This is a genomic window from Qipengyuania sp. (assembly GCF_042095715.1).
Classification (GTDB): domain Bacteria; phylum Pseudomonadota; class Alphaproteobacteria; order Sphingomonadales; family Sphingomonadaceae; genus Qipengyuania.
Genome location: NZ_JBELMO010000057.1, coordinates 1 through 21,661, shown reverse-complemented (window position 1 = coordinate 21,661; position 21,661 = coordinate 1). Strand labels below are relative to the sequence as shown.

The 21,661-nt window shown below is 63.9% G+C and carries 28 protein-coding genes; 18 read left to right on the top strand and 10 right to left on the bottom strand.

Annotated elements, in window-relative coordinates; all coding sequences use genetic code 11:
* Window positions 1-883 (bottom strand): acyl-CoA dehydrogenase family protein (locus tag ACFDTG_RS12590; RefSeq protein ID WP_375291401.1); only part of this gene is annotated, 883 nt, incomplete at its 3' end.
* 89 nt (window positions 884-972) lie between these two features.
* Window positions 973-2,409: an MFS transporter gene (locus ACFDTG_RS12585; RefSeq protein ID WP_375291400.1), complete on the bottom strand. Its 1,437-nt coding sequence runs from the start codon at window positions 2,407-2,409 to the stop codon at window positions 973-975.
* A 220-nt stretch (window positions 2,410-2,629) separates the two neighbouring features.
* On the opposite strand from ACFDTG_RS12585, the gene ACFDTG_RS12580 reads away from it, so the two are divergent.
* The 3 genes from ACFDTG_RS12580 (at window position 2,630) to ACFDTG_RS12570 (ending at window position 5,893) form a co-directional block, all read left to right on the top strand.
* Window positions 2,630-3,808: an acyl-CoA dehydrogenase family protein gene (locus ACFDTG_RS12580; protein WP_375291402.1), complete on the top strand. Its 1,179-nt coding sequence runs from the start codon at window positions 2,630-2,632 to the stop codon at window positions 3,806-3,808.
* Between the two features lie 86 nt (window positions 3,809-3,894).
* The gene (locus ACFDTG_RS12575; RefSeq protein WP_375291399.1) at window positions 3,895-5,034 is read left to right on the top strand and encodes an acyl-CoA dehydrogenase family protein; all 1,140 of its coding nucleotides are present in this window, start codon (window positions 3,895-3,897) and stop codon (window positions 5,032-5,034) included.
* Window positions 5,035-5,086: 52 nt separating this feature from the next.
* Entirely contained in the window at window positions 5,087-5,893 is an 807-nt protein-coding gene (locus ACFDTG_RS12570; RefSeq protein WP_375291398.1) for an SDR family oxidoreductase, read from the top strand.
* Here ACFDTG_RS12570 and ACFDTG_RS12565 read toward each other — a convergent pair.
* The 4 genes from ACFDTG_RS12565 to ACFDTG_RS12550 are packed head-to-tail and all read right to left on the bottom strand — an operon-like array spanning window position 5,844 to window position 8,449.
* Entirely contained in the window at window positions 5,844-6,770 is a 927-nt protein-coding gene (locus ACFDTG_RS12565) for a metallophosphoesterase (protein WP_375291397.1), read from the bottom strand. The genes ACFDTG_RS12570 and ACFDTG_RS12565 overlap by 50 nt on opposite strands.
* A gap of 2 nt (window positions 6,771-6,772) precedes the next feature.
* Window positions 6,773-7,438 carry a guanylate kinase gene (gene gmk / locus ACFDTG_RS12560; protein WP_375291396.1) on the bottom strand — a complete coding sequence of 222 codons (666 nt, stop codon included), beginning with the start codon at window positions 7,436-7,438 and terminating at the stop codon, window positions 6,773-6,775.
* 43 nt (window positions 7,439-7,481) lie between these two features.
* Window positions 7,482-7,904, bottom strand: coding sequence for a hypothetical protein (locus tag ACFDTG_RS12555; protein ID WP_375291395.1), 423 nt, complete (start codon window positions 7,902-7,904; stop codon window positions 7,482-7,484).
* Between the two features lie 44 nt (window positions 7,905-7,948).
* Window positions 7,949-8,449: an SspB family protein gene (locus ACFDTG_RS12550; RefSeq protein WP_375291394.1), complete on the bottom strand. Its 501-nt coding sequence runs from the start codon at window positions 8,447-8,449 to the stop codon at window positions 7,949-7,951.
* 83 nt (window positions 8,450-8,532) lie between these two features.
* Between ACFDTG_RS12550 and hisB the strand changes: the two genes are divergently transcribed.
* The 13 genes from hisB (at window position 8,533) to pal (ending at window position 16,744) form a co-directional block, all read left to right on the top strand.
* Entirely contained in the window at window positions 8,533-9,126 is a 594-nt protein-coding gene (hisB, locus tag ACFDTG_RS12545; RefSeq protein WP_375291393.1) for an imidazoleglycerol-phosphate dehydratase HisB, read from the top strand.
* Window positions 9,119-9,745 (top strand): imidazole glycerol phosphate synthase subunit HisH, encoded by a 627-nt coding sequence (gene hisH, locus ACFDTG_RS12540; RefSeq protein WP_375291392.1) that lies wholly within the window; start codon window positions 9,119-9,121, stop codon window positions 9,743-9,745. Before hisB ends, hisH begins: the two co-directional genes overlap by 8 nt.
* 10 nt (window positions 9,746-9,755) lie before the next feature.
* Entirely contained in the window at window positions 9,756-10,490 is a 735-nt protein-coding gene (gene hisA / locus ACFDTG_RS12535; protein ID WP_375291391.1) for a 1-(5-phosphoribosyl)-5-[(5-phosphoribosylamino)methylideneamino]imidazole-4-carboxamide isomerase, read from the top strand.
* Window positions 10,487-10,717: a hypothetical protein gene (locus ACFDTG_RS12530; protein WP_375291390.1), complete on the top strand. Its 231-nt coding sequence runs from the start codon at window positions 10,487-10,489 to the stop codon at window positions 10,715-10,717. The genes hisA and ACFDTG_RS12530 overlap by 4 nt, the downstream gene beginning before the upstream one ends.
* The gene (gene hisF, locus ACFDTG_RS12525; RefSeq protein WP_375291389.1) at window positions 10,714-11,484 is read left to right on the top strand and encodes an imidazole glycerol phosphate synthase subunit HisF; all 771 of its coding nucleotides are present in this window, start codon (window positions 10,714-10,716) and stop codon (window positions 11,482-11,484) included. The genes ACFDTG_RS12530 and hisF overlap by 4 nt, the downstream gene beginning before the upstream one ends.
* A gap of 3 nt (window positions 11,485-11,487) precedes the next feature.
* The gene (locus ACFDTG_RS12520) at window positions 11,488-11,802 is read left to right on the top strand and encodes a phosphoribosyl-ATP diphosphatase (protein WP_375291388.1); all 315 of its coding nucleotides are present in this window, start codon (window positions 11,488-11,490) and stop codon (window positions 11,800-11,802) included.
* Window positions 11,802-12,179: a histidine triad nucleotide-binding protein gene (locus ACFDTG_RS12515; protein ID WP_375291387.1), complete on the top strand. Its 378-nt coding sequence runs from the start codon at window positions 11,802-11,804 to the stop codon at window positions 12,177-12,179. The genes ACFDTG_RS12520 and ACFDTG_RS12515 overlap by 1 nt, the downstream gene beginning before the upstream one ends.
* Window positions 12,180-12,315: 136 nt before the next feature.
* Window positions 12,316-12,771: a YbgC/FadM family acyl-CoA thioesterase gene (locus tag ACFDTG_RS12510; protein ID WP_375291386.1), complete on the top strand. Its 456-nt coding sequence runs from the start codon at window positions 12,316-12,318 to the stop codon at window positions 12,769-12,771.
* Entirely contained in the window at window positions 12,771-13,469 is a 699-nt protein-coding gene (gene tolQ / locus ACFDTG_RS12505; protein WP_375291385.1) for a protein TolQ, read from the top strand. The genes ACFDTG_RS12510 and tolQ overlap by 1 nt, the downstream gene beginning before the upstream one ends.
* A gap of 4 nt (window positions 13,470-13,473) precedes the next feature.
* Window positions 13,474-13,911, top strand: a complete 438-nt coding sequence (locus ACFDTG_RS12500; protein WP_375291384.1) for an ExbD/TolR family protein — start codon at window positions 13,474-13,476, stop codon at window positions 13,909-13,911.
* Window positions 13,912-13,932: 21 nt separating this feature from the next.
* A complete protein-coding gene (locus ACFDTG_RS12495) occupies window positions 13,933-14,763 on the top strand; it encodes a TonB C-terminal domain-containing protein (protein WP_375291383.1) in 831 nt (276 codons plus the stop codon).
* Window positions 14,760-16,157, top strand: a complete 1,398-nt coding sequence (gene tolB, locus ACFDTG_RS12490; RefSeq protein ID WP_375291382.1) for a Tol-Pal system beta propeller repeat protein TolB — start codon at window positions 14,760-14,762, stop codon at window positions 16,155-16,157. The genes ACFDTG_RS12495 and tolB overlap by 4 nt, the downstream gene beginning before the upstream one ends.
* Before the next feature lie 71 nt (window positions 16,158-16,228).
* Window positions 16,229-16,744: a peptidoglycan-associated lipoprotein Pal gene (pal, locus tag ACFDTG_RS12485; protein ID WP_375291381.1), complete on the top strand. Its 516-nt coding sequence runs from the start codon at window positions 16,229-16,231 to the stop codon at window positions 16,742-16,744.
* Here pal and ACFDTG_RS12480 read toward each other — a convergent pair.
* Entirely contained in the window at window positions 16,741-16,917 is a 177-nt protein-coding gene (locus ACFDTG_RS12480) for a hypothetical protein (protein WP_375291380.1), read from the bottom strand. The genes pal and ACFDTG_RS12480 overlap by 4 nt on opposite strands.
* A 109-nt stretch (window positions 16,918-17,026) precedes the next feature.
* On the opposite strand from ACFDTG_RS12480, the gene ACFDTG_RS12475 reads away from it, so the two are divergent.
* Entirely contained in the window at window positions 17,027-17,560 is a 534-nt protein-coding gene (locus ACFDTG_RS12475) for a J domain-containing protein (RefSeq protein WP_375291379.1), read from the top strand.
* A 38-nt stretch (window positions 17,561-17,598) separates the two neighbouring features.
* The gene (locus ACFDTG_RS12470) at window positions 17,599-18,705 is read left to right on the top strand and encodes an energy transducer TonB (protein ID WP_375291378.1); all 1,107 of its coding nucleotides are present in this window, start codon (window positions 17,599-17,601) and stop codon (window positions 18,703-18,705) included.
* Here the strand turns inward: ACFDTG_RS12470 and ACFDTG_RS12465 are convergent.
* The 3 genes from ACFDTG_RS12465 to ACFDTG_RS12455 all read right to left on the bottom strand — a co-directional run.
* Entirely contained in the window at window positions 18,702-19,568 is an 867-nt protein-coding gene (locus tag ACFDTG_RS12465) for a RimK family alpha-L-glutamate ligase (protein ID WP_375291377.1), read from the bottom strand. The two genes, ACFDTG_RS12470 and ACFDTG_RS12465, sit on opposite strands and share 4 nt — an antisense overlap.
* Window positions 19,569-19,591: 23 nt before the next feature.
* Window positions 19,592-20,902: a cystathionine gamma-synthase family protein gene (locus tag ACFDTG_RS12460; RefSeq protein ID WP_375291376.1), complete on the bottom strand. Its 1,311-nt coding sequence runs from the start codon at window positions 20,900-20,902 to the stop codon at window positions 19,592-19,594.
* Between the two features lie 149 nt (window positions 20,903-21,051).
* On the bottom strand, window positions 21,052-21,661 hold a 610-nt coding region (locus tag ACFDTG_RS12455), incomplete at its 5' end, for an SLC13 family permease (RefSeq protein WP_375291375.1).

The following is a 21,661-nucleotide window of genomic DNA, read 5'->3' as shown; positions in this document are numbered from 1 at the left end:
CCTGCAACCGGCTGCACATCTTGGCGAGCGCCTCCTCCGCGACGCCGATGGTGCGCATGCAATGGTGGATGCGGCCCGGCCCGAGGCGGCCCTGCGCGATTTCGAACCCGCGCCCTTCGCCCAGCAGCATATTGGTGACCGGGACGCGCACGTCCTTCAGTTCAACTTCCATGTGGCCGTGCGGGGCGTCGTCGTATCCGAATACCGGAAGGTGGCGCAAAATATTCACGCCGGGGGTGTCGATCGGCATCAGGATCATGGATTGCTGGGCGTGGCGCTGGGCGCTGGTGTCGGTCTTGCCCATCACGATCGCAACCTTGCAGCGCGGATCGCCCAGCCCGCTCGACCACCATTTGCGGCCGTTGATGACGTATTCGTCGCCATCACGATCGATCCGCGTCTCGATGTTGGTGGCATCGGAAGACGCGGTGAAGGGTTCGGTCATCAGGAAGGCGGAGCGGATCTCGCCGTTCATCAGAGGGGTGAGCCATTCCTCCTTTTGTTCGCGCGTGCCGTAGCGGTGGAACACCTCCATGTTTCCGGTATCGGGCGCGGAGCAGTTGAAGACTTCTGAAGCGAAGCCGATGCGCCCCATTTCCTCGGCACACAGCGCATATTCGAGATTTGTGAGGCCGGGGCCTTCGAACTCGTAGCTTTCATCGACATGGTGGTGGCCCTCGTTGCGCGGGGGCATGAACAGGTTCCAGATGCCGGCGGACTTCGCCTTGGCCTTCAGCTCCTGGACCACGGGGATCACCTTCCACCGGTCCCCTTCCGCATCCTGCTCGTTATAGGTTTCCACCGCGGGGCGGATATGATCGTCGATGAAGCTCTTCACCCGGTCGCGCCAGTATTGCTGGCGTTCTGTCGGTTCGAAATCCATGGCTTTTCCTCTTTCTCTCTTGCGTTCTGTTCGTTCGAATCTGTCGGCGCACGAACTGGCAGATGGCCCGCCGCGCGCCAAGGGTGAAATCAGGGCGGGGTCATCGTTGCGTCGATATCGCCGCGCGCCGCCTTGTCGAGCGCGGCGACGCGGGCCTCGTGATCGGCGCGGCTGATCGGGAAGCGGTACAGGAACCACGCCGTCGCCACTGCCAGCACCAGAGATACCGCCCCATACAGCAGGATCATGGTGGTCAGGACCTCCTCTCCCACTTCGCCCGGCTGCGCATTCGCGGGCAGTGCCGCCAGCGAAATGATCTGGCCGGAGATGAAGATGCCCATGCCGGTGGCGCATTTCTGAACCAACCAGTTGCCCGAATAGAACGATCCTTCCGCGCGCCGGCCCGTCCGTTCCTGAAAGGCCTCCACGATTTCGGCCACCATGGATGATGCGGAGATCATGGTAACGATCCCGCAGGTGTTACCGATCGCAACGAAGGCGTAGTAGGTTGCGGTGGACGTCAGCGTTCCGGTTTGCGGCCACAGACCCAGCAGGTAGAAAACATAAGGCGCATAGGCGATGGTGAAGGCGAGCAGCGCCGCGAAGGCGGCCGTGCGCGGCTTGCCGAAGCGGCGGTGCAGCGGGCTGACGACCAGGAACATGATGAAGACGCTGACCGCCAACGCGGCCGGATAGACGCGGAAAGCGGTGGCATCGAAGCGCCACACATAGGTGTTCACATATTGCGTGATCGAGAAGGTGAGGCCCTGGCTGACGTAAGCTGCAAGCGCCCCGCAGGCGAAGATGACGAAGGCACGTTCGCTGAAGGCCTCCCTGATATCGGCGAAAGCGGCGCGCCAGCTGAAGGGCGGCGGCTTTACCGGGGGGAGATGCGCCACGGTCTTGTGCAGCCCGGCGGCGGAGCCGATGACGGACACCACCATCACGCAGGCGCCTACGATGCCCCAGCCGGTATAGCCCTGCGGACTGAGGATTCCTCGGGGCCCGACCATGAACACGAAATAGGCCAGGATCATCATCAGCAATCCGCCCAGCCATCCCATCATGTAGCGATAGCGGAACAGCGTGGTCCGCTCGTCGTAGTCGGCGGTGATTTCCGGAAGCAGCGCGACCGAGGGAACCTCGCAGGCCGACAGCATCAGCCTGACGCCGATACAGATCCCCAGCAGCCCCATGAAGCTTGGCGCTTCCCCTCCCGGCGGGCTCCACAGCATGACCCACAGGAACGCGAGCGGGATGGGCGCGGCATAGAGCCAGGGCAGGCGGCGCCCCCAGCGGGTGTAGGTGCGGTCGGAGAGATAGCCGAGCAGCGGATCGACCAGCGCGTCCGCGATGAGCGCCAGGCCCAGCGCAGCGCCCACCTCGCCCGCGTCCATCCCGAGCACCTGATTGTAGAAGATCAACAGGAAGAAGGAGAACCCGCTATCCTTGACGCCGAACGCCATGGCTCCGGCCCCCTGGATCAGCTTGATCCGGGTCGGCACGGGCCCTTTGACGAAGCTCACGCCTGACAAACGCCGGCCTCTTCGGGGATTCGCATTCGGCCTCTCCTGCCCGTTGCGGGTCGCCAGAAGCTTAGGGGAGCTGACGTTCGCGTCAACGTAAACCCGCCCGACGCTACGGCATGGCGGTTCGGCGTGTTCGCCCTTGCCGAAGGCCCGCGAATCGCCTTAACGTAAACGTAAAGCAGCAACGAAGAGAGGAGTCGTCGCGATGGCCGATGGCATGAGCGCACTGGAGAATTTCCGCACCGAGACCCGCGCCTGGCTGGAGGCGAATTGCCCGCCCGAGATGCGCCAGCCCGTCGAGACCGACGAGGATGTGTACTGGGGCGGCCGCAATGCGAGCTTCAAGAACGATGCGCAAAAGCAGTGGTTCGAAGCGTGCCGCGACAAGGGCTACACCGTTCCCGGCTGGCCCAAGGAATACGGCGGTGCCGGGCTGACTCCGGCAGAGGCGAAGGTTTTGCGCGAGGAAATGGCGCGCATCAACGCACGGCCGCCGCTATCGAGCTTCGGCATCTGGATGCTGGGCCCGGCGCTGCTGCACTTCGGGACTAAAGGGCAGAAGCAGCGCTTCCTCAACGAAATCGCGCGGGGTGAAATCCGCTGGTGCCAGGGCTATTCCGAACCCGGCAGCGGGTCCGATCTCGTCTCCATGCAGACCTTTGGCGAGGACAAGGGCGATCACTGGATCGTCAACGGCCAGAAGATCTGGACCAGCTATGCCGATCAGGCCGACTGGATCTTCTGCCTGGTGCGCACCGACAAGGCGAACAAGTATCAGGGCATCACGTTCATGCTTTTCGACATGGAGAACCAGGGTGTCACCACCAAGCCGATCAAGCTGATCAGCGGCAACAGCCCGTTCTGCGAAACCTTCATGGATGATGTGAAGGTGCCCAAGAGCTATGGCGAGGACATTCCCGGCTATGTAGGCGAGATCAACCGCGGCTGGGATGTGGCGAAATATCTGCTGGGTCACGAACGGGAGATGATCTCCGCCACCGGTGGCGGCGACCGGGCGACCTCGCTCGGCGCGGTAACCAATCGCAAGGGCGCGCTCGACCCGGTTCTGCGCGCGGAAATGGCGATGTTCGATGTCGATGCGCTGGCCTTCACCGCGATGAGCGAGAAGTTTCTCGACGAGGTCAAGGTGGGCAAGGGGCATCCCGCGCAGCCCAACATGCTGAAATATGCGGGGACCGAGCTCAACAAGCGGCGCCACGAACTGGTGATGGCGGCTGGCGGAAGCCGTGCGCTGGAGTGGGAAAGCGAGGATACGCAGGGCGGAAAACCGGCGCGCAGCTGGCTTCGCACCAAGGCCAACAGCATCGAAGGCGGCACGTCGGAGGTGATGCTCAATGTCATTTCCAAGCGCATTCTGGAGCTGCCCGGCGCCTGATGGGGTGTCGATCGGTCGCTTGAACACGCATTGATTTTCAACGTCGCGGCGCGAACGCGCGACGATCACGAGAGGAACGGGGCGAAATGCCGCTATATCACAACGACGATCAGGCCATGCTGGCCGAGACAGCAAGCCAGTTCATGGCCGAAGAAGGCGCCATCGCGAAACAGCTGCGCCACTGGCGCGACCGCGACTGCAAGGACGGTTTCGGCCACGGTCTCTGGAAGCAGATGGCGGAAATGGGATTCACCGGCCTGCTGCTTCCCGAAGGCGACGGCGGCCTCGGCATGGGCCATGTCGAAGCGGGCATCGTGCTGGAAGAGATCGGCCGCAACCTGACGCCGTCACCGTTTCTCACCACTTCGGTGCTGGCGGGGACCGCGCTCGCCGAAGGCAGCAATGACATGAAGGACCGCTGGCTGCCGGGACTCATCTCCGGCGAGCATGTCTATGCCGTCGCCATCGACGAGGGACCCAAGCACCGCCCGGAGAAGATCGCCACCCGCGCCGAAAAGGCGGGCAACGGCTTCCGCCTTTCGGGCGCCAAGGATTTCGTGCTGCATGGCGCCAGCGCGGACATGCTGGTGGTCGCGGCGCGCACATCGGGTTCCGATGGCGATGCGGACGGCATTACGCTGTTCGCGGTGCCGAAGGATGCGGATGGCATGACCCACGATGCCGTCCGGCTGGTGGATAGTTCCATGGCTACCCACACCAAGTTCGACGGGGTCGAGCTGGACGGCGATGCCGTGATCGGCGAGGTCGATGGCGGGCGCGAAATCCTCAACAAGGTGCTGATGGCAGGCCGTGTTGCCGCCTCATCCGAAGGCGTGGGCGTTGCACGCGGGGCGATGGATCGCACCGTGGATTACCTCAAGCAGCGCACGCAATTTGGCAAGGTGATCGGCGAGTTTCAGGCCCTTCAGCACCGCGCGGCGCACCTCTATTCGGAAGTCGAGATTGCCCGCGCCGTAACCATAAAGGCCGCACAGCTTCTGGACGCCGGAAGCGAAAAGGCGGACCTGATGAGCTCGGTCGCCAAGGCAAAGGTCGCCAAGGCTGCGGGCCTGGCGGTTCGCGAAGGCGTGCAGATGCATGGCGGGATCGGCATGACCGACGAATACGACATCGGCCTGTTCATGAAGCGGGACCGGGCGCTGCAGGAATTCCTGGGCGACCAATATTACCATGCCGGCCGCGTTGCCGAACTAAGCGGCTACTGACGATAAAACTCCTCCCGCTTGCGGGAGGGGGTACAACGGAGAGATAAGAACCATGACCCTCGAAGACCTTTTCAGCCTCAAGGGGCGCGTGGCGCTCGTGACCGGTGGCAGCCGGGGCATCGGCAGAATGATCGTGGAAGGTTTCCTCGCCGCCGGCGCGGAGCGCGTCTATATCACCGCGCGAAAGGGCGGCGAACTTAACGAAACAGCCGAAGAACTGGGCGCCAAGGTCGTGCCGGTGCAGGGCGACATCTCGACAATGGAGGGGATCGAGGACCTCGTCGGCGAAATTTCTTCGAAGGAAGGCAAGCTGGACATCCTCGTCAACAATGCCGGCGCGGCCTGGGGCGCGGATTATCTCGAATTTCCCGAGCAGGGCTGGGACAAGGTCATGGACCTCAATGTGAAGACGCCGTTCTTCCTCACGCAGAAGCTGCACTCGCTCCTGTCCGCCGCCGCCAGCGCCGATCGGCCCGCCAAGGTCATCAACATCGCCAGCGTGGATGGATTGCGCATCAATCCGTGGGAAACCTACAGCTATCAGGCCTCCAAGAGTGCGCTGATCCAGCTCACCCGGCGCATGGCTGCCCGGCTGGTGAAGGATCACATCTACATGACCGCCATCGCACCGGGTGCCTTCCCGTCCAACATGAACAAGGTTGCCCGCGACCACGGGGACCAGTCGGCCAAGGGTATTCCCAACAAGCGTGTGGGGGATGCTTTCGACATGGGCGGCAGCGCAGTCTATCTGGCAAGCCGCGCGGGCGACTACACCATCGGTGAAACGCTGACGGTGGATGGCGGTATCGTCAACGCCCACCTGCCGACGCATTTTGCGGATCCCGCCGGGGGCCTTTGACCTCATCCGCCGATGGCGGAGCCAGCGTGATCATCCACCAGTCCGGCGGCGCACCGAACCGCATCGGCACCGATGAGGTGCCGATGCCGCCGGACGCCACCGTGACCATGCCCCGCACGCGCCCCAGCCCGCAGCGCATCGCCTTGGGATAGGAGCGCCCGCGGAGAAGCTCCGTGGGATAGATTGCCCACTGGGCAAGGTGCAGCACGGTCTGCCCGCAATGGGTATGGCCATGTAGCATGAGAGGCGTCGGTCGCGGGATGAACCGTTCCGTAAAAGGGGCGTGGGTAACGACGATGGGGATACCGCCCAAGGCTTGCGCCTCGACGAAGGCCAGCCCCGCCTTCGCATGACCGCTGGTGGAATCGTCGACACCGGCAAGCACGAAGGGCCCCATCCGTGCGGCCGAATTGGCCAGCACCCTGATGCCAGCCTTTTCGAGCGCCGAGCGGACCGCATCGGCTCCGGTCCAGTGATCGTGATTGCCAAGCGTTGCGAACACGCCAAGCGGGGCCTTAAGCCGGCTGAGCGGTTTGACCAGCAGTTCGGGCCGCGCAGCGGGATCGCCGATTTCGTCTCCGTTGACGAAATCCCCCGCAATTACGATTGCGTCGGGCTTCGCCGCAGTGACCGTCGCTATTACCCGCTCGAGCCGTTGGGGCGGGGTGGAGGCGTTGCCGACGTGGATATCACTCAGCAATGCCAGCCGCAGGGAAGGGGTTTCGGGTGGCAGGTCGGGAATGATGATGCGCGCCTGGCGCAGCAGGGGCGCTTGGTTCGCCTGTGCCCGGCCATGCGAGATCAGTGCCGCAACCACCAGGATGGCAGCCGCCGCCAGAAGGATCGCAATGATACGCCACCGGTGCCTGGCGGCCATTGTCAGCTCATCAGTTCGCGCACGAACGGGATCAGCCCGGTCTGCCGCTGTCGCTTGACGCGCTCGGCATGCAGGATCTCCCGCACCTTGGCGAAGCAGGTACTCACATCCTCGTTGATGACCACGTAATCGTAAGCGTCCCAGTGGCTGATCTCTGCCCGGGCGCGTTCCATGCGCGCGTCGATCACGGTCGCATCGTCGGTGGCCCGCGATTCGAGCCGGCGACGCAATTCGGCGATGCTGGGGGGCAGGATGAAGACGCGCACCACGTCCTGCTGGTCCTTCTGGTAGAGCTGCTGCGTCCCCTGCCAGTCGATGTCGAAAAGGAAGTCCTGCCCGTCTTTCAGCGCGGCACGGATATGTCCCTTGGGCGTGCCGTAGCAATGGCCAAAGACCTGCGCCCATTCGTAGAAGTCATCCTCTTCCACCATCCGGTCGAATTCGGCCTGGTCCACGAAATGATAATGCACCCCGTCGATTTCGCCTGCGCGGGGCGGGCGGGTGGTGGCGCTGACCGAGAGTTTTATTTCCTCGTCAGCATCCAGCAGCATCCGGCTGATAGTCGTCTTTCCCGCGCCCGAGGGGGAGGACAAGATGAACAGCAAGCCGCGCCGCGCCAGCTGGTCGGCGGTTTGCGAGGGATGGGCGGCGGTATCGAGCGAAGCCATGCGCGCCTTTGCGGCAGGTTCGCAGGCGAAATCAAGGGCGGGCTTACTCGTCCCGCGCCTGCTCAAGCAGATCGCGATCGCCTTCATGCTTGCTATGGCGGCGGCCCTTGCGTCGATCGAACAACGTCTTCGCAAGCGCTCCGCCGCCGACGACGATCGCGCCGGGCACGCTGCCGGTCGCCACGCGTGCCAGCGCAAAGCTCGCCAGCGTCTGCCCTATGCTCTTGTTGTTGACGATGTCCTTGGCGGTCTGCTTGCCGTAACGACCGCGCAGGAAACCTTTTTCGATCGATCGCCTGACGATATAGGACCCGGCACGGATCGCAACATCGGCAAGCATTAGGTTGGTCGCCGGATTGTCGCTCGGGCCGGGCACACCCTCTGTGCGCTTTCCGCGTAGCTTGCGTGATTCACGGACGGTCTTTCTGACCGCCCTGGCGCCCTGTCTGGTCAGTAGTTTGGTCATCGTAAGCCCCCGATTCGCACCACCTCGGCGCTGCGCGCCGGTGGTTACTTCTTGCGGCCGAAATCGACCGTGACGACATTGGAGCCGTCTTCCGATTCAACCGCCGGAACGTCTGCCTGTTCCATTAGATCGTTATTGGGTTGATCGGTGGGAGTGGGCGACATGTCGGCTACCGTCGCCTGGAACTGCAATCCGAAATCGACCGCGGGGTCCACGAACTGGGTAATCGCGGCATAGGGCACCACCAGCGTGGCGGGTATCTGGTTGAAACTCAGCCCCACGCTGAACAACTCGTCTTCCACCGTCAGATCCCAGAACTTGTTCTGGAGTACGATCGTCATTTCATCGGGGAACCGTTCGCGCAGAGATGCGGGGATGGAAACGCCCGGCGCGTGGGTCTTGAAGGTAATGTAGAAATGGTGATTGCCGGGAAGTTCGCTCCCGCCGGCAACGATTTCCCCTAGGACGCGGCCCACCACGGCGCGCAGCGCTTCCTGCACGATGGCATCATAGGGGATCAGGCTGTCGGGCGTCTCGTCGCTCATGATGCGCTAGGTGGCGGGGCTACGCGACATGGTCAAGCGAGAATGCTTGCGCGCCCCGCACGGCCGCGTGTAGCGCGCCTGCCATGCGCACCGGACGGATCGAGCGAAACACGGCGGAAACCAAGATCCTTGTCGAGGTCAATCTCGACGGGACCGGAACTTACGACGTGGCGACGGGGATCGGTTTCCTCGACCACATGACCGAACAGTTTGCCAAGCATTCGCTGATCGATGTCACCATGAAGGTCGATGGCGATCTTCATGTCGACCAGCATCATACGACCGAGGACAGCGCGCTGGCGCTCGGGCAGGCGATCACGCAGGCGCTGGGGGACAAGGGGGGCATCGCCCGTTACGGCGAGGCACATGCCCCGATGGACGAGACGCTGGCGCGCGTGGCCCTGGACATATCGGGGCGGCCCTACCTGGTGTGGAAGGCCGGTTTCACGCAGGAAAAGCTGGGCGAATGGGACACCGAGCTGATCGAGCACTGGTTCCAGTCGGTCGGCCAGACTGCCGGGCTGACCCTGCATTGCGAGCTGCTGTACGGCACCAACAATCACCATATATGCGAAGCTCTTTACAAGGGCTTCGCCCGCGCCATGCGCGCCGCCGTGGCGATCGATCCGCGCAAGCAGGGCGCGATTCCCAGTACCAAGGGGCAGCTTGGTGGCTGAGGTCGTCGCGCTGGTCGATTACGGCGCTGGGAACCTGCATTCGGTCGAGAACGCGCTGAAACGCGTTGGTGCGAAGGTAAAGGTGACCGCCGATCCCGAAGTGCTGCGCGCCGCAGACCGCATCGTGCTGCCCGGCGTCGGCAGCTTCAAGGCCTGCGCTGAAGGCCTGCACGCTGCAAGCGGCGCGGTGGAGGCGATGCACGAGCGTGTGTTCGTGGGCGGGGCACCGTTTCTGGGCATATGCGTGGGCATGCAATTGCTGGCCTCTCAGGGGCTGGAGCATGGCGAGACGGCAGGGCTCGGCTGGATTGCCGGTACCGTCCGCCTGATCGAACCCAGAGATGGCAGCGTGAAGGTGCCCCACATGGGCTGGAACGACGTGGCGCGTATGCCGCACGTCAAGCCGGGCGGGGTGATCGAGAATGGCGAAGCCTACTTCCTGCATTCCTATCACTTCAAGCCCCGCCATCACGAGGATGTTATCGCCATGACCGATCACGGGGGGGGACTGGTCGCGGCGGTCGGCCGCGCCAATATGCTGGGGGTCCAGTTCCACCCTGAGAAGAGCCAGGCGTTCGGTCTCTCGTTGCTGGAACGGTTTCTGGAGTGGCGCCCATGAGGTATCTGGCATGATCGTTTTTCCCGCCATCGACTTGAAGGGCGGCCAGGTCGTGCGGCTGGCCGAAGGCGATATGGCGCGCGCCACGGTTTACGGCGACGACCCGGCAGCGCAGGCCATGCGCTTCGCAGAGGCCGGGGCACGGCACCTGCATGTCGTCGATCTCGACGGCAGCTTTGCCGGACGGGCGGAAAATCGCGCCGCGGTGGAAGCAATCGTCTCGACATTTCCTGGCCATGTCCAACTGGGCGGCGGGATCAGGGCCCGCGAGGCGGTGGCAGGCTGGTTCGACCTTGGCGTGTCCCGCGTCGTCATGGGCACCGCCGCGCTTACCAACCCGCAGTTCGTCAAGGACATGGCCGCTGAATTTCCTGGCGGCATCGTCGTCGCGGTGGATGCGCGAGACGGCATGGTCGCAACCGAGGGCTGGGCCAGGGCGTCGGACGTGCCCGTCCGGGATCTTGCCCGCCGGTTCGAGGATGCCGGGGTCGCCAGCCTGCTGTTTACAGATATCGGCAGGGACGGGCTGCTCAAGGGCGTCAATATCGACGCGACGCTGGATCTGGCGCGCCGGGTGGATCTGCCGGTGATCGCAAGTGGCGGGGTGAGGGGGCTGGACGATATCCATGTGCTTTCGCTTCATGCCAAGGAAGGTATCGAAGGCGTGATCACGGGCCGCGCGCTCTACGACGGGCGGCTGGATTTGGCGGCGGCACTGGCGATGGCCGAAAGGGCCGTCGCGTGACGGGGCTGATCGTAACCTTTGTTGGTATACTGTGCATTGCATTGGTCTCCGGACAGGTGGGCATCATCAGGCGCGCACTTAACGACGAGCGTGCCGGTATCGGCCGCTTCACCTATGCGAAGGGCACCAACCCAGAGCTTTTCTGGTTGATTTTGATTGTCGAAATGAGCGCGCTCGTGACGGTGACCGTATATCTGCTTGGCCTTGCATTTGCGGTCTTGCGATGACCGTCCGCATCCGCGTCATTCCCTGTCTCGATGTTGCCGAAGGGCGCGTGGTGAAGGGCGTCAATTTCGTCGATCTGAAGGACGCGGGCGATCCGGTGGAGCAGGCGCGCGCCTATGACCGGGCCGGGGCGGACGAGCTGTGCTTCCTCGACATTTCCGCCAGCCACGAGGGGCGCGGCACACTGCTCGATATCGTCAGGCGGACCGCTGAGGTCTGCTTCATGCCGCTGACGGTTGGCGGCGGGGTGCGCAGTGCCGAGGATGCACGCGCACTGTTGCTTGCGGGCGCGGACAAGGTGGCCGTCAACAGCGCCGCCGTCAGCCGCCCCGAACTCGTCGCCGAGATTGCCGATCGCTTCGGCAGCCAATGCGTTGTCGCCAGTGTGGATGCACGCGCGGCGGTCAGCGGCGATATTCGCGGTTGGGAAGTGTTTACCCACGGCGGGCGCAAGGCAACCGGCATCGATGCGGTGGCACACGCGATCCGCCTGGCAGAGCTTGGCGCTGGCGAATTGCTCGTTACATCGATGGATGCAGATGGGACCAAGGACGGCTACGATGTCGAACTGACCCGCGCCATTGCCGATGAAGTGGGCGTGCCCGTGGTTGCTTCGGGCGGCGTGGGAACGCTCGATCATCTGGTCGAGGGGGTGACACGCGGCCACGCCAGCGCGGTTCTGGCCGCATCCATCTTCCATTTCGGCCAGCATACCATTTCCGAAGCGCATGCGGCCTTGCGCGCGGCGGGCCTTCCGGCAAGGGTCTGATCGATGGACACCCTGGCGCGCCTTGAAGACACTGTGATCCGGCGGCTGACCGCCGATCCAGGTTCCAGCTATGTTGCCAGCCTCCAGGCGCGCGGGCTTCCCGTGATCGCGCGCAAGCTGGGCGAAGAAGCGGTCGAAGCCATCGTTGCCGCGCTATCGGGCAGCGAGGAAGAGCTGGTGGGTGAGGCGGCGGACGTGCTGTTTCACCTCACCGTCCTTCTCGCCGCCAAGGGGGTGCCGCTTGCCCGCGTGATGGCCGAACTCGAGCGGCGCGAGGGGACATCCGGCCTCGAGGAAAAAGCCAGCAGGAGCAGCTGATGCCGATCGATCCGACCCAGCCTTACGACGACCAGAATATTTTCGCCAAGATCCTGCGTGGCGAGATCCCATCCACCCGCGTGTACGAAGACGACTGGGCTATCGCTTTCGAGGATATCAACCCTCAGGCCGAAATTCACACCTTGATCGTTCCCAAGGGCGAATATGTCAGTTGGGACGATTTCTCTGCCAAGGCGTCGGATGCGGAAATTGGGGGATTCGTGCGCGCCGTGGGCGAGGTTGCCCGGCGCAAGGGGCTGGTCGAGCCCGGCTACCGTCTGCTCGCCAATGTAGGCAAGCACGGCGGGCAGGAGGTGCCTCACTTGCATGTGCATCTTTTCGGGGGGCAGCCCCTGGGGCCGATGATCGCGCGCTGATCAGGTCTTCCCGGTCGACGCGCCAAAGTTTTCTTATACAGCCGTCTACTCGGCGGATCCGCTCGCCCGCCCTTCGCCACGCCATAACCATCGATAGCTTGCCAGCCGAATCCGCCCTCCGCTAAAGGCGCGCGCCATGGCGACCGTCCCCAACTTGCCCGATGGAGTGTTAGATGGTCCCCGCCATCTCTACGCCGTGCGCGTCTATTACGAGGATACGGACCTGTCCGGCATCGTCTATCACGCCAATTACCTGCGCTGGTTCGAGAGGGCCCGTAGCGATCTTCTGCGCCGGCTGGACATCGACCAGCGCGCCGCGATCGAGGACGGGGAGGGGGCCTACGCGGTCAGCGAGCTGACGCTAAAATATCTGCGGCCCGCCAAGCTTGACGACGATGTCCTGATCGAAACCCGCTGCACCGAAATGCGCGCGGCCAGTTGCCGGATGAAGCAGCGGGCCCTGCGCGGCGATGAACTGCTGGCGGAGGCGGAATTGCGCGTCGGCTTCGTCGCGCCGGACGGGCGCCCGCGCCGCCAGCCGGAACCATGGCGCGCCGCCTTCGCTACCTTCATGGAAGAGACCCCAGCCTGATGACAATCGACCTTCTTGCCGCCGCAGTGGCCGCGCCGTCCCGGCTCGATCCCGTAACCCTTTTCATGGACGCCGATATCGTCGTGAAGCTGGTGATGATCGGGTTGCTGCTGGCCAGCGTCTGGGTGTGGACCATCATCGTTTCCTTCTCCCTGCGAATGGGCAGCTTGGGCCGGCGCACCGCGCAATACGAAAAGGAATTCTGGGACGCGGAGGATTTCGACGCCTTCGCCCGCCAGCGCGGCAATGGCGAGCTGCCCCCTGGCCGGGTGGCGCGCGCCGGTGTCGCCGAGTGGCGGCAATCGACGAAGGCGGGCGTTACGGATCGCGAGGGCACCCGTCAGCGACTGGCAGGCGCCATGAGCAGCCAGGTCGCGGCCGAAGCTGACGAACTGGCGGAAAGGCTCAATTTCCTTGCCACAGTCGGCTCGGTGGCGCCCTTTGTCGGTCTGTTTGGTACCGTGTGGGGTATCATGAACAGCTTCTTCCAGATCGGGCAGCAGGAAAGCAGCAGCCTTGCGGTGGTGGCTCCCGGAATCTCGGAGGCGCTGTTCGCCACCGCGATCGGCCTGTTCGCGGCCATTCCGGCGGTGATCGCGTACAACCGCTTCAGCCATTCCGTGAACCGCTATGAAAGCCGGCTCCAGCGCTTCGCCGATCGGCTGCACGCCAGCTTCAGCCGGCAGCTGGAGGCCTGAGCCGATGGCGATGGGCCTTGCCACGCGTTCGCGCCGCGGATCTTCCCGGCGCACTCCGATGGCAGAGATCAATGTGACGCCGTTTGTCGACGTGATGCTGGTGCTGCTGATCATCTTCATGGTCACCGCGCCGCTTCTGACCGCGGCCGTGCCCATCGATCTGCCCGACAGCCGCGCCAACCCCATCGATTCCCCGGCTCAGGCGGTGACGATCAGCATCGATGAACAGGGCTATGTCTATATCGACGATGTCCAGGTGCGGGTCGGGGGGCTTCCCGATGCGCTCGCGGATCTGCCTCGTACCGGAACCGGTCCGGACATCACGCTGAGAGCGGACAGGTCGCTCGATTATGGCCGCGTCATGGCCGTCATGGGCGAACTGAACCGCGCCGGGCTCAACCGCATTTCCCTGGTCACCATTGGTTCATCGGCGGCTCCATAGCCGATGGCCATGGGAAGGACCTTGAGACGCGAAGAACGCATCGGGCTCGGCATCGCCGCAGCGCTGCATGTCGCGCTGCTGGGTGCCTTCCTGTATCAGCCGACCAGCCGGGTCGACATGTCTCCAACCCAGCGCATGACGGTCAATCTGGCGAGCGAAGTCGGCCTGGAAGCGACGGCGCCCGAACCCGTTCCGGAAAGCCGCGCGGCTATCGCACCGACCATCGCCGATACGCCCGAGCCAGCGGCAGAGCCTGCCGAAACGGTGGCCGAACCGCAGCCTCAGCCCGCGCCGCAACCGCGCATCGAGCGCCCCGTGACCACGCCCGCCAGACCCAAGCCAGCCGATACCAGTCCGCGCCGCCGGCCCGATGCACCCAGCAGGACAGCGCCCAAGCCGGCGCAGAAGAGCACAAGCACCGCGCAGCCCAAACCCGCGCCCAAGAGCGGCGGAACGCGCCTCGGCGACAACTTCCTCGCAGGCATGGGCGACAGCGCTTCGACCAGCGAAACACGCGCTCCGGCAGCTGCTTTGGGGTCGTCAGAAAAGGCGGCGATCGGGCAAGCTATTGCGAGGCAGCTTAAGCCGCATTGGCAACCGCCTAGCGGCGCAGATGCCGACCAACTCATCACTAAGGTCCGCTTCCGCCTAAACCGCGACGGGAGTCTTGTCGGGAGGCCCGAAGTGGTCGGACAAAGCGGTGTTACCGATGCAAATCGGGCGCAGGCCGGGCGTCACGGCGAATTGGCGGTACGTGCGGTGCAGCTAGCCGCACCCTTCGACCTACCTGAACAGTATTACGACGGCTGGAAAACAGTGACAGCCGCGCTTGATTGGAGGCTCTCGCAATGACGAAAACCATCGCACTCGCCTTGGCCATGCTAGCCTTGCCGGCGGTGGCCCAAACCTCAAGTCCCAATAGCGATTTGGGGGAAAGGCTCCCCCAGGAAGGGGCGGTTGAGGCCACAGAAAGCGGCGATGAAGGCCTCTCAGTCACGGTTTCTTATGAAGGCAATCTGGAAGACCTCAGCATCGCGATTCCCGCTTTCGCAACGGACCGCGATGCGCCGACCCCTGCCAGCACGTCCGGCACGGCGGCGCTCGGCGTGGAACTGGCCAAGGTGATCACCGGCGACCTGCGCAACAACGGCTTGTTCAAGCCGACCGGTCCGGATGCTTTGCCGAAGCCGAGCTATGCCGACATTACGGCGCCGACATATCCGACCTGGGGCAATCGGGGCGCGGAAATGCTGGTTCAGGGCTATGTCCGGGCACAGGCCGACGGGCGACTGGCGGTCGGCTGCTATGTTTACGACGTACAGCTCCAGAGCCCGCTGGCGCGACAGGGCTGGATCGTCTCCCCTCGCGAATGGCGACGCGCGGCACACAAATGCGCCGATCTGGTCTATTCGCGCCTCACCGGCGAAAGTCCGTTTTTCGACAGTCGCATCGCCTATATCGCGGAGACCGGTCCCAAGGATAAGCGCATCAAACGCCTTGCGATCATGGACTCCGATGGCGCGAACCACCGTTTCATCACCAGCGGGCGCGCCACCGCGCTGACGCCGCGCTACTCGCCGGACTACAAGAAGCTCAGCTATCTCAGCTATGTGGACGGCAATCCGCGTATCTATGTCTACGACATCGGCACCGGCAAGCAGACGCTGGTCGCACAGAGCAGCAACCCGACCTTCGCTCCGCGCTGGAGCCCGGACGGGCGCTGGATCCTCTATTCCATGGCCGTCAACGGCAACACCGACATCTATCGCGTATCGTCCAGCGGCGGGCAAAGCACCCGGCTGACCGACGGCCCGGGGATCGATGTTGGTGGTTCGTACAGCCCGGACGGCAGCCGCATCGTTTTCGAAAGCGACCGCTCCGGCGCGCAGCAATGCTACGTCATGAACGCGGATGGATCGAACCAGCGCCGCATCAGCTTCTCGGGCCGCTGTGCCACGCCCGAATGGAGCCCGCGCGGCGACCAGATCGCCTTTACCAACGCCAGCACCTTCAACGTTTCGGTGATGAGCCCCAACGGCCAGAACGTGCGCGTTCTGACGCGCGGCTGGCAGGACGAGGCACCCACCTGGGCGCCCAACGGCCGCATCATCCAGTTCTTCCGGACCGAGCGTGGCACATCGGGCAAGGCGCAGCTCTGGCAGGTCGATCTGACCGGCAAGAACCTGCGCCAGCTCGATACGCCAGTGGGAGCATCCGACCCGGCGTGGGGACCGATTCTGCCCTGAATGGGTATGAACAAGAGGGGTGTGGGCAACTGCCGCGCCAACAACGACACGATAACCAGGAGGTTTTGCCGATGAAAATTCGTACCACCGCCGCCCTTCTCGTCGGCACGGCGGCCCTTGCCGCCTGTTCGAAGAAGGCGCCCGAACAGCTTCCCCCCGCGCCGCAGCCGGAAGCAACCCAGTCCCCCGTTACCCCCACGCAGACCGGGCCTATCGTCGGTTCGCAGGCGCATTTCACCGATGCGGTGGGCGCCATGAATACCATCGTCTATTTCGATACCGACAAATACGACATCGACAGCGAGGATTCGGCGAAGCTCCAGACGCAGGCGCGCTATTTCTCGCAATATCCCAACGTCAATTTCACCGTCGAAGGCCATGCCGACGAGCGCGGCACCCGTGAGTACAACCTTGCGCTGGGCGAACGCCGTGCGAACGCTGCCAAGAACTACCTGGTCAGCCTGGGCATCCCGTCCAGCCGGATTCGCGTGGTCAGCTATGGCAAGGAACGGCCCATGGCGCTGGGTTCGGACGAACAGGCCTGGGCGCAGAACCGCCGTGCCGCTACTGTCGTGATCGGCAACTAAGCGCGAACAAGCACTTCGATCAGGGACCCGTGGGCAGCAGGGCCGCGCTTGTCGCGGCCGCCCGCGGGTTCCGCGGTCATCATCGCCAGAGCCATTGCCGCCGTGGCAAGGACGCTAAGGGTTGCGGCAATGGACAGGGGCTTGCTCATGATGATCCCTTTGGATCCGAACATGTGAACATCAGGTTGCGATGCAACATTTCTCTTCGAAACCGATTGCATGGCCTTGCACCCAGCGCCAGCGCACCTAGACTGATAGCCATGTTCAATCGACCAACGACTTATGGCTAAGCCCAGACGATCCGTGGACTGGGGCTTTCCCCGGTGGCGCGGCTACGAAGGTGGCCGCGAAGCCACCACCGTGCGCCTGTGCGATCGCCATGGATGCGACGAACCCGGCGAGTGCCCCGCGCCCAAGGCCCCCAACAGTCCCGAGCGCTGGATGTTCTGCCAGAAGCACGCCGCCGAATACAATCAGAAGTGGGATTATTTCGAAGGCCTGGACAAGGCAGAGAAAGCCGCGCGCACCAAGGCCGAGCAGAGCGAGAATGCCGGTTACGCGGAGGCGCAGCATTATGGCTGGGCAGGTAGCGGGGACGGCAGCCGCAGTGCCGACGAAATGCGCGCACTAGACGTGCTGGGCCTGGAAGCGGATGCCGATTTCGCGATGATCAAGAAGGCCTGGCGCGAAAAGGCCAAGGAAGTTCACCCCGATGTGAAGCCGGGTGACGAAGACGCTGCCAAGGCTTTTCAGGCTTTCTCGCTGGCCTATGAAGTGCTGAAGCAGGCCGAGGAACGGCGCGAGTGGCGGGGCTAGTACAAGGTTCGATAAAGCGCGACTGAGGGGTGACGAGCATGTTGGGATTGATCGCGTCCGCCGCTCTTGCTCCGGCATCGCCGCAAACCCCGCCCCCGATCGTCACCGTGCCGATCCATCGGCCGGCCACCACCGTGGTACAGCAGCAGTTCGTAACTTGGCATCCCGGGGACGCGCGCTGCGATGGCGCTACGGAGGTCTCGGTGACAGTAAGACGGCCTTACAATGAAATCGTATGGGTAGGTGTCGCGACGCCTCGCCCGGTAACAATGCAATTCGCCGTGGATGAAAGCGGTAGACCGCTCTCGATCCGCCAGGATGACCCCGTGCCTGGCTACCGCGCCAACCAGATTTCACCTGCCTTGGCGGCCAGTCGCTTCGCACCGGGGCCGGCGCGGCAGAACTGCACGATCGTTTACACTCCCAAGCTCGACAGCTTCGACGATGTGCCCATTCCCGAACTCGCTTCCTATGTCATTACCCAGCAGAAACCGCGCCTTCCCAGACCGGGCTTCGACAGGCTGCGCGCGGGCGACGAATGCCGTCGCAAGACGCAACCCCTGGTCCAGGTCTTGCCGGACTTTCAGAGCATCGCCGCCACTCCGGGTGTGAGCGACTGGGCGCTCGTCGGTTTCGATGTGACAGCCTCGGGCGAAACGCGGAATGCGCATATTCTGGCAAGCACGGGCAATGCGGAACTGGGTCAGGCGTCCGTCACGGCAATCTCCAAAAGCCGGTACAATGCAGGCGAAGCGCGCAGCGGTTGCAGCTATCCGTTTTCGCGAAACGCGGGCGAGCTGCCGGCGCCGGTCATGCCCGATAAGCCGGATGCAGGCCGGGAAGACCAGTGCGAGGCGCTCGACTGGGCGCAAGGGCCGCGCCTCGTCTATCCCGATCTCTATCGCAAGCGGTCGATAGAAGGGTGGGCCATCCTGAAATACGATGTCGCGCCATGGGGCGCCATCGGGAACGTGCAGATCCTGGACGCCCAACCCACACAGGACTTCGGTAATGCGGCGAAGGCCATGCTCGAACGCGCCAAGAAGGAGGCCGGTACGGGAGCCACGGAATGCATGACCCGCGTCCGCTACGAAATGGCGCGAGATGAGATGGCCGTGGCCGGGCAGGACGACGAGGAAAGTTAGGCGTTGGCAAGCCGAGCAGCGACCGCAGACGCCAGTCTCTCGCCCAATTCAGGCCCTTGTTCCGGGTACAGATAGGGTTCGATCATCTCCGCCTCCATCACCGCCAGGGTTTCTCCCTCGAGCCTGATCATGTCGATGCGGGCATAAAGCGGCGCTGCGAAGGGAAGGGCGGCCATCACCGCTTCGGCCTGCGCCAGTTCGCTCGCGCTTGGCTCGAAGTTGACTTCAGCGCCGCCATAGATCGACTGGATGCGATACTCCCCCTCGGCCGCCGTCTTGCGGACGCCGTGGCTGAATCGGCCATCGATGAAGACGAAAGTGAGTTCGCCTTCCTGCTCGATCACGGGAAGGAAGGGCTGGATCATGGCGGCGTGGCCCATCCGCCAGTCCGCTGCGGGCAGGCTGTCCCGGGTGAAGCGATGCTGCCCCTCTGCCCCGGCGCCGACCTGCCTTTTCACGACTACGCTTTTGGCGGAAAAGTGGTCCAGCGCTTCACTGATCGCGGCGCGATCGGGGTCGGGATGCCAGAGCGTGGGGATGGTAGGGACGCCGGCCTCCGCAAGATCATCTAGATATCGCTTGTCCGAGTTCCAGACCACGATTTCCCAATCGTTGAAAACGCGAATGCCTGCGGCATCAAGTGCTTTCAACCGGTCCAGAAACGCACTCTCGTGATCGTGATAATCCCATGGTGTCCCGATAAGCGCGGCGGCGCATCCCGCGAAATCTTCCATGGGTGCGCGCCAGTCTATCTCCACCAGTTCCAGCCCGGCAGCATCGAATGCGGGGCGCAGCGCGGCAACGGAGATGTCATGCTCGAAGGCATCTCCGCGCCGCAGGGGCGATCCCGGTAGCGTGCCCACGCAGGCCAGATAGGCGATCCGGCTCAGACCTGCTCCAGCGCCTGTTCGAAATCGGCAATCAGATCGTCGGCATCTTCGATACCGATGCTGATGCGAACCAGATTGTCCCCGATGCCCAGTTCCGCCCGGCGGCCTTCGGCAACGGACAGATGCGTCATGGATGCGGGATGGCTCGCCAGGGTTTCCGTACCGCCGAGGCTCACGGCAAGCTTCGCGATCTTGAGCGCATCCAGGAAGCGAAAGCATTCCGCCTCGCCGCCCTTAAGAAGGAGGGAAAACGTGCTGCCTGCGCCCAGGCAATGTCGGGCGTAGATGTCCTTCTGCCGATCATCCTTAATCATGCCCAGATAGCCAAGTCCATCGACCTTCGGGTGTGCGGCCAGGTACTCGCAGACCTTGGCGGCATTTTCACCCGCGCGGCTCATGCGCAACTCCACGGTTTCCAACGACCGCAGCAGCATCCAGGCAGTATTGGGGTCCGCGATGCCGCCCATGGTGTTGCGCAGGCTGCGCACCGGGTCCATCCATTTCCTGGCGCCCGCGATGCTGCCGGCGACGAGGTCCGAATGGCCGCCGACATATTTGGTCAGCGAATAGACCACGATGTCCGCGCCGTGATCCAGCGGGCGCTGCCACAAGGGACCAAGGAAGGTGTTGTCGATCGCGATCGGGCAAGACCAGTCGAGAGCGGCGTCGCGCGCCTCCTTCACCGCCTCGATATCGACGAGCGCGTTGGTCGGGTTGCCGGGGCTTTCCAGATAGATCATGCAGACCTTGCCACCCTGGCTGGCGGCCTGCGCCTTTGCCTTTTCCAGCACGGCATCCAGCTGATCGCGCTTGGCACCGGCGGGAAAATCGACATAGGTCACGCCGAACTTGGCCAGCACCTTTGCGACGAAACCCTCGCTTGCCGCGTAAAGCGGGCCGGAATGGACGATGACGTCACCCTGCGACGCATAGGCCAGCATCAGCACGCAGATCGCGGTCATCCCGCTGGAAAAGCTGAGCGCATCCTCCGCGCCGTCCCAGACCGCCAGGCGATCTTCCAGGATTTCCTGATTGGGCGCGTTGAAGCGCGAATAGACGAGGCCGTCGGCGCCGCCGGGGCGCTTGCCTGTGATGCCTTCGAAATGGCGCTTGCCATCGGCGGCGCTGGGGAAGGCGAAGGTGCTGGTCAGAAAGATCGGCGGCTTCAGGCTGCCTTCGGACAGGACAGGGTCATAGCCATGCCCCATCATCAGCGTAGCGGGCTTCAGTTCGCGACCGGCGATCTTGGTGACTTCCGGGCGGTCCGCCTTGCGCGGGCTGGTGGGATCGATGTCGTGGTTGGCCATGGTAGGCCTCCTTCCTGAGATGTCGCGCCCCCAGGAAGGCGGGGGCAAATGGCGGCAACCGCGACGCCCGCTCCTAACCTCCGCAGGAACGCTTCTCCGCCGGTGCCGATGACAGCGCCGCGACTAGCCATAGCGCGGCGTTGTTGCAACTAGGCGAAGGAGCGGATCGTCCACACCAGCCCGACGATGAGGAAAGCCCCGGCCAGGTCCAGAACCAGACCGGCGCGGACCATGCGGCCGATGGTGATCCGGTCGCTGGACCAGGCGATGGCATTGGGGCCAGTGCCGGCGGGCAGCATGAAGCCCCAGGTCGCGGCAATGGCGGCGGGCATGGCCAGCAGCATGGGATCGACATCGAGAGCGACGGACAGGCTGGCAACCACCGGCACGATCGCACTGGCGGCGGCGACATTGCTGGCGAATTCCGTAATCAGAATGACCAGCGCAGTCACCATCAGCGCGAGGGCAATGAGGGGCAGCGATCCCAGCGGGAGGAGGACCTGCCCCAGCCAGTCCGCAAGCCCGCTCGTGCTCATCCCCGCAGCCAGCGCCAGCCCGCCGCCGAACATCATGATGACGCCCCACGGCGCCCGGTCCGCCTCCGGCCAGGTGAGCATCGGCCGCCCCGTCCCGTCGGGCAGAAGGAACAGGGTCAGCCCTGCCGCCACCGCGATGGTGCCGTCGGTCAGCGCGCCCTCGGGCACCAGCGGCACGATGAGCGGCTGTGCCATCCACAGGACGAAGGTTATGGCGATGACC